This is a genomic window from Aquabacterium sp. UBA2148 (assembly GCF_002328915.1).
In the GTDB taxonomy this organism is placed as follows: Bacteria; Pseudomonadota; Gammaproteobacteria; order Burkholderiales; family Burkholderiaceae_C; genus Aquabacterium; species Aquabacterium parvum.
Genome location: NZ_DCXA01000197.1, coordinates 11245 through 17594, shown reverse-complemented (window position 1 = coordinate 17594; position 6350 = coordinate 11245). Strand labels below are relative to the sequence as shown.

The following is a 6350-nucleotide window of genomic DNA, read 5'->3' as shown; positions in this document are numbered from 1 at the left end:
CGCCCCCCGTCAGTCGCAGTTTGCGAACCCCCAGTGCCAGGGCGGCGCTGGCCGTGCGAGTGATCTCTTCGAAGCCCAGCAGGTCTTCGTGGGGCAGGAAGCGGTGCTGCGTGCCGAAGGTGGCGCGCGGCATGCAATACGGGCAGCGGAAGTTGCACCGGTCGGTGACCGAGATGCGCAGGTCCTGCAATGCGCGCTGCCGCTGGTCTAGAAGGGCGGCGGGCAGTTCATCCAGCGCAGGCGGCATGGCGCGAAGCTGGCTGAGCTGTTCTGCTGCGATGGGGATGATGGCTGCCCGAGGGGCGGCATCTGGCGTCATGGCGTCATTGTGCCGCCAATGTTGGCACCACGTCGCGCCTGGGGGCTCCGGTGGGATCAGTTGTTGGTGCCCGCCGCAGGGGTTGCCTGGGCCGAAACCGATGGGGCTCGGCGGGCGCCGTTGTAGCGTTGCTGCCAGTAGGCCTGGCGCATGTCTTCGACGCGAACGTGACCACCGGCGCGGGGCGAGTGGATGAACTTGTTGTCGCCGATGTAGATGCCGACGTGGGAGAAGGTTTGGCGCAAGGTGTTGAAGAACACCAGGTCACCGGGCTTGAGTTCGGCCTGTTGCTGGACCGGGATCAGCTGGGGCGAACGGGCTTGTTCCGAAGCGCGACGCGGCAGGATGAGGCCGACGCTGTTCTCGAACACATGGCGGGTGAAACCGCTGCAGTCGAAACCTGTTTCTTCGGAGCTGCCACCTCGGCGGTAGGGCACGCCCAGGAAATTCATCGCCGACAGCACCAGTTCGGAGGCGAGGTCGGTCGCGGTGTCGCGAACCTGCTGTGCCAGTTCGGCAACCGGACGTGTGGAGGGGATCAGGCCTTTGTCGGAGAGGAACCTTGCCACCGGGTCTTCGCTGGACGTGGCGGCGGAAGCGCTCACGGCAGGCGGCACGCTGGCTTGCTGCGCCAGCGCGGTGTGTGGCAGGAGATGGCAACTCAGCAGCAAGGCGCCGGCGAGAACAGCCCGGGGGGCTTTCAGCCGGCGGCTGGGTTGCGATCCTTGCCCGGCAGGGAAGTCGGTGGCTTGGGGCCGCCGGCTGGCGTGTCGGGTCGTCAAACGCATGGGTCGCAAGGGTAGGCGGCACAGACCGCCCCGTCAACCTCGGTATCTAATGGATAACGTGAGGTTAACACCCTTTCTTCGGGCTATTGCGGAGGCCGTCGGTTGCGGCCCCGCGCCCTTGGAAGCTCCGTCAGACCAATTCGAGGTTGACGGTGATGTTGCCCCGCGTGGCGTTGGAGTAGGGGCAGACCTGGTGGGCGGCATCGACAAGTGCCTGGGCTGCCTCGCGTTGCATGCCGGGCAGCGTGATGCGAAGTGTCACGGTGATGCCGAACCCCTGCGGGATGGGGCCGATGCCGACGTCTGAGGAAATCTGGGTGCCGGCTGGCAGGAATTGCTTGTTCTGGGCTGCAACAAAACCCATGGCGCCCAGGAAACAGGCGCTGTAGCCCGCGGCGAAAAGTTGTTCCGGATTGGTGCCGGCGCCGTTGCCGCCCATCTCTTTGGGGCGGGCCAGGGCCACGTCCAGCTTGCCGTCGTCGCTGGTTGCGCGACCGTCGCGGCCACCGGTGGCGGTGGCATGGGCGGTGTAGACGATTTGGGTGGGAGATGCCATGTCGGGGTCCTCTTGAGAAAGATTGCGTGCAATCGATTTGCTGATTTTGCGCCTGGGCAGATGAAAAGGCGGAGTCGACCGCCAAAGACCTCAGTTGGATCGAGGTTGTCCTTGCAGGCGCTGACGCAGGTCGTGCAGGCGCTGGCGAAGCTCGACCACGGCATCCAGCTCGCCCCCAACCTGGCACATCACCGAGGCAGGGATGCTGCTGGCCACGAGTTTGAGCTGGCTGCCAGCGTCGGTCAGGCGGATGCGCACGCGTCGCTCATCCGTGTGGTCGCGCTGACGGGAGACCAAGCCTGAGCCCTCGAGGCGCTTGAGCAGCGGGGTCAGGGTGCCGGAGTCCAGTTGCAACAGCTCCCCGAGTTCATGCACGGCGCGGTCGTCGCGCTCCCAGAGCACGAGCATCACCAGGTACTGGGGATAGGTCAGCCCCAATGGCGCCAGCAGCGGCTTGTACAGCTTGGTCATGGCCAGCGAACTGGCGTACAGGGCGAAGCACAGTTGCTGGTCGAGCCTGAGCAACTGGTCCGGGCCTGGTGGCGAGGGCGCGTGGTTGGGTTCGGACATGACGTGATGTTAGGCCCATGGCGCCGCAGCGGGTGCTTGATGCGGAGCAAGGCCCTGATTCTGGCTGGCTCCTAAGCTTGACCCGTGAACAAATGCGCATTGAGCGCGAGCAGGAGCATCGATGTCGGCCATCCTCCGTCCCGGGTCAGTCCCGGTTGATCCGGGAGTCATCCAACTTGATGGCCTCAAAGCCAGGCTGGAAGAACGAGCCCTTGAGTTGTCTGCCCAGGACGTGGCCCTGCGCGAGCGCCTGGCCAGCGAGCAGGCTGTGACGGCCAACACGTTCGTTGCTGGCACCGAAGCCGCTTGCGCGGCGGAGGCCGACGACGAGGTGATCGCGATGCTGCACCATGAGCAGGAAGAGCTGAGGGCCATCCAGGGGGCGTTGGCGCGGAGGGCCGAGGGCAGCTACGGCTTGTGCCTTGAATGCGGCGAGCCCATCGGGGCTTTGCGCTTGAGCGTGTTGCCCGAAGCAGCCCTGTGCGTGGGCTGTCAGGCCATGGCTGAGCACCGAGCGGCGCACCAGGCGGTGCGTTGAGCCAGGTCGGTGTTCAGCTCCCGAGTTGCTCGATCTCTTCGGTGAGTTCCAGCCACCGGGACTCGAGCGCCTCGATTTCGTCGCCCAGGGCCTTGAGGCGTTTGCCCAATTCGGCTCGCTCGGTTCCGTTCAGGGCGCCTTGACCCAGTTGGGACGTGATCAGCTCCGACTCGGCCTGTGCGGCCGCCAGCCGGGTGTCGATGCGCTTGAGTTCTGCCTTGAGGGGCTTGGCTTGCTCGGTGGCGCGTTGGCGGGCTTGGGCGTTCGCCTTGCGGTCTTCCTTGCGGTTGCCGGCCGATGCATCTGTTGCAGTCGCTTGGGTGGGCGATGGCGCGGGTGAGGGGACGGGGGCTTCGTTCGTCCCCCGCTGATCTCGTGCGGCGCGGGCCGCAGCCGCCACCGCGCGGGACTGATCCTGCAACCATTTCTGGTAATCGTCGAGGTCGCCGTCAAAGGTGCTGACGCCGCCTCGCGTGACCAGCCAGAATTCGTCGCAGACCTCGCGCAGCAAGGCTCGGTCGTGGCTGACCAGCATGACGGTGCCTTCGAACTCGTTGAGCGCGATGCTCAGCGCCTCGCGGGTGGTGAGGTCGAGGTGGTTGGTGGGCTCGTCGAGCAGCAGCAGGTTGGGGCGTTGCCACACTACCAGCGCCAGCACCAGGCGGGCCTTTTCGCCGCCGCTGAACTGGCCGACGGGTTGCGAGACCATGTCGCCAGTGAAGCGAAAGCGCCCCAGGAAATCGCGCAGTTCCTGCTCGCGTGCCTGCGGGCCCACTTCCCTGGCCAGGCGGATCATGTGCGCCAGCGGGCCTTCGTCGGTGCGCAGCACGTCGAGCTCTTGCTGAGCGAAGTAGCCGATGCTCAGGCCCTTGCCTTCGGTGACGTCGCCAGCGATGGCGGGCAGCATGTGGGCCAGGGTCTTGACCAGGGTGGATTTGCCCTGGCCGTTGGCGCCCAGGATGCCGATGCGCTGGCCCGGCAGCACCGAGCGGTTGACGCCGCGCACGATGGTGATCGGCTCGGCATCTTCGCTGGCGGGCAGGTAGCCGCATTGCAGGTCTTGCATGACCAGCATGGGGTTGGGCAGGCTGGCGGGCTCGGGGAAGCTGAATTCGAAGTCGCTGGCCGTGAGCACGGGTGCGAGCTTTTCCATGCGCTCCAGGGCCTTGACGCGGCTTTGGGCCTGGCGGGCCTTGCTGGCCTTGGCCTTGAAGCGGTCGATGAATTTTTGCAGGTGGGCGATGCGCTCTTGCTGCTTGCCGTAAGCGGCCTGGTGCTGGCTCAGGCGTTCGGCGCGCATGGCCTCAAAAGCCGTGTAGCCACCGGTGTAACGCGTCAGCTTGCCTTCGTCGAGGTGCAGGGTGACACGGGTGATGGCGTCGAGGAACTCGCGGTCGTGGCTGATGATGATCAGCGTGCCCTCGTAGCGTTGCAGCCAGCTTTCCAGCCAGACCAGGGCATCGAGGTCCAGGTGGTTGGTGGGCTCGTCGAGCAGGAGCAGTTGAGCCGGGCACATCAGGGCGCGGGCGAGCTGCAGGCGCATGCGCCAGCCACCCGAGAAGCTGTTGACGGGCGCCGTGGTTTGCTCAAGCTGAAAGCCCAGGCCGAGCAGCAAAGCCTGAGCGCGGGCGTGGGCGTCGAAGTCGCCGGCATCGGCCAGGGACATGTAGGCCTCTGCGATGGCGTTGCCGTCGTCTGCGGCCTCGGCGTTGGCGAGCGCCTGGCGGGCTGCCATCAGGCGCGTGTCACCTTGCAGCACGAACTCGGTGGCGGGCTCGTCGGTTTCAGGCATGTTCTGCGCGACCTCGGCCATGCCGCCGGGTTGCAGCCAGCTGGGCGGGATCTCGACGTCGCCTGCGTCGGCTTGCAGGCGGCCGGCCAAAAGCGAAAACAGCGAAGACTTGCCGGCGCCGTTGCGGCCGATCAGGCCGACCTTCTCACCGGGGTGCAGGGTGGCGCTGGCGCCGGCGAGCACGGGCTTCGTGCCCCGCAACAGGGAAACGTTCTTGAGGTTGATCATGGGAGGCTCAGGCCAGGTGCGTGCCGGGGGTGTCGCCCAGCAGCAGCGCGTCGCGCGTGACGAGCAGCAGTTGGTCGTCGCCCGCAGAAGTGGGCAGCCAGGTCACTGCAAGGTCGGGAAAGGCGCGCTCGAAGTTCGCCCGCTCGTTGCCGATTTCCAGCACCAGCACGGCGTCTTCGCTCATGAATTGGTCGGGCTCGGCGCGCAGGGCAGCGAACAGGGCGCGAGTGAAGTCCATGCCGTCGGTGCCGGAGGCCAGGGCCAGCTCGGGTTCGGCGCGGTACTCGGCAGGCAGTTTGGCCATCGAGTCGGCGTTGACGTAGGGCGGGTTGCAGAGGATCAGGTCGTAGGGGCCGTTGACCTGACTCAGGGCATCGCTTTGCAGCAGGGTGACGCGGTCTTGCAAGCCGTGCTGATCGACGTTGATGCGGGCCACGGCCAATGCGTCGGGGCTGATGTCTGCGCCATCGACGCTGACGTCGGGGTAGGCCATGGCGGCGAGCACGGCCAGGCTGCCGTTGCCGGTGCACAAATCGAGCACGCGCTGGGTGTGGTCGCTCAGCCAGGCGTCGATGATGCCGTCGGCGAGCACCTCGGCGATGAAGGAGCGCGGCACGATGGCGCGTTCATCGACGTAGAAGGGCACGCCTTGCAGCCAGGCCTGCTTGGTGAGGTAAGCGGCGGGCTTGCGGGTGGCGATGCGCTTTTCGATCAGGGCGTCGGCCTGCTGGCGTTCTTCGTTGCTCACGGCGCGCTGCTCGTTCTCATCGAGCGCGTCGAAGGGCAGCCCCAGGCGCCACATCACCAGCCAGGCGGCCTCGTCGAAGGCATTGGTGGTGCCGTGGCCGTAGCCGACTTGCGCGGCGTCCAGGCGAGCGGCGGCTTGTTCGATCAATTCGACGAGGGTCACGCCAGCAGCCTTTCCAGGGTGCCGAGGTAGATGTCCTTCAAAGGCTCGATGTCGGCGACGCGCACGTGTTCGTCGATTTTGTGGATGCTGGCGTTGACAGGCCCGAACTCGACGACTTGCGGGCAGATCTGGGCGATGAAACGACCATCGGACGTGCCGCCGGTGGTGGACAGCTCGGTGGTGACGCCTGTGACCTGCTTGATGGCGGCCGAAATGGCGTCAACGAGTGGTCCTTTGCGGGTCAGGAAGGGGCGCCCGCCCAGCGTCCAGTCGATGTGGAAGTCCAGGCCATGCTGGCGCAGCACGTCTTCAAGGCGCTGCTGCAGCGATTCGGGCGTGGACTCGGTCGAGAAGCGGAAGTTGAAATCAACGACCACCTCGCCGGGGATGACGTTGTTGGCGCCCGTGCCTGCATGGACGTTGGAGCACTGCCAGGTCGTGGGCGGAAAGTGGTCGTTGCCCTGGTCCCAGGCGATGGTGACCAGCTCGGCCAGGGCGGGGGCGAGCTGGTGGATCGGGTTTTTGGCCAGGTGCGGGTAGGCGATGTGGCCCTGCACGCCCTTGACGCGCAGCTTGCCAGAGAGCGAGCCGCGGCGGCCGTTCTTGATCATGTCGCCCACCTGCTTGACCGAGGTGGGCTCGCCGACCG

Annotated in this window: 8 protein-coding genes; 1 reads left to right on the top strand and 7 read right to left on the bottom strand. The window is 66.3% G+C overall.

Annotation, left to right across the window (positions count from 1 at the left end; genetic code table 11):
• The 4 genes from B2W70_RS11055 to B2W70_RS11040 form a co-directional block, all read right to left on the bottom strand.
• Nucleotides 1–319, bottom strand: a 319-nt coding sequence (locus B2W70_RS11055) for a radical SAM protein (protein ID WP_414631048.1), incomplete at its 3' end; no start/stop codon positions are given.
• 56 nt (nt 320–375) lie between these two features.
• Nucleotides 376–924 carry a C40 family peptidase gene (locus tag B2W70_RS11050; RefSeq protein ID WP_349677450.1) on the bottom strand — a complete coding sequence of 183 codons (549 nt, stop codon included), beginning with the start codon at nt 922–924 and terminating at the stop codon, nt 376–378.
• A 313-nt stretch (nt 925–1237) separates the two neighbouring features.
• Complete coding sequence (locus B2W70_RS11045) at nt 1238–1663, bottom strand: organic hydroperoxide resistance protein (RefSeq protein WP_058085953.1); 426 nt, start codon at nt 1661–1663, stop codon at nt 1238–1240.
• Between the two features lie 90 nt (nt 1664–1753).
• Nucleotides 1754–2233 (bottom strand): MarR family winged helix-turn-helix transcriptional regulator, encoded by a 480-nt coding sequence (locus tag B2W70_RS11040; protein ID WP_286745694.1) that lies wholly within the window; start codon nt 2231–2233, stop codon nt 1754–1756.
• 121 nt (nt 2234–2354) lie between these two features.
• Here B2W70_RS11040 and B2W70_RS11035 point away from each other — a divergent pair, with 121 nt between their 5' ends.
• A complete protein-coding gene (locus B2W70_RS11035) occupies nt 2355–2771 on the top strand; it encodes a TraR/DksA family transcriptional regulator (RefSeq protein WP_286745692.1) in 417 nt (138 codons plus the stop codon).
• A 13-nt stretch (nt 2772–2784) separates the two neighbouring features.
• Here B2W70_RS11035 and B2W70_RS11030 read toward each other — a convergent pair whose 3' ends face one another.
• The 3 genes from B2W70_RS11030 to dapE all read right to left on the bottom strand — a co-directional run.
• Entirely contained in the window at nt 2785–4791 is a 2007-nt protein-coding gene (locus tag B2W70_RS11030; RefSeq protein WP_286745690.1) for an ABC-F family ATP-binding cassette domain-containing protein, read from the bottom strand.
• A 7-nt stretch (nt 4792–4798) separates the two neighbouring features.
• A complete protein-coding gene (prmB, locus tag B2W70_RS11025; protein ID WP_286745688.1) occupies nt 4799–5701 on the bottom strand; it encodes a 50S ribosomal protein L3 N(5)-glutamine methyltransferase in 903 nt (300 codons plus the stop codon).
• Nucleotides 5698–6350: succinyl-diaminopimelate desuccinylase (gene dapE / locus B2W70_RS11020; RefSeq protein WP_286745686.1), on the bottom strand; the 653-nt coding region annotated here is incomplete at its 5' end. The genes dapE and prmB, both read right to left, overlap by 4 nt.

Bases quoted from the DNA above. Each gene is read 5' to 3' on its own strand.
- B2W70_RS11045 (WP_058085953.1), bottom strand. From the start codon at position 1,663: ATGGCATCTCCCACCCAAATCGTCTACACCGCCCATGCCACCGCCACC.
- B2W70_RS11040 (WP_286745694.1), bottom strand. From the start codon at position 2,233: ATGTCCGAACCCAACCACGCGCCCTCGCCACCAGGCCCGGACCAGTTG.
- B2W70_RS11035 (WP_286745692.1), top strand. From the start codon at position 2,355: ATGTCGGCCATCCTCCGTCCCGGGTCAGTCCCGGTTGATCCGGGAGTC.
- B2W70_RS11030 (WP_286745690.1), bottom strand. From the start codon at position 4,791: ATGATCAACCTCAAGAACGTTTCCCTGTTGCGGGGCACGAAGCCCGTG.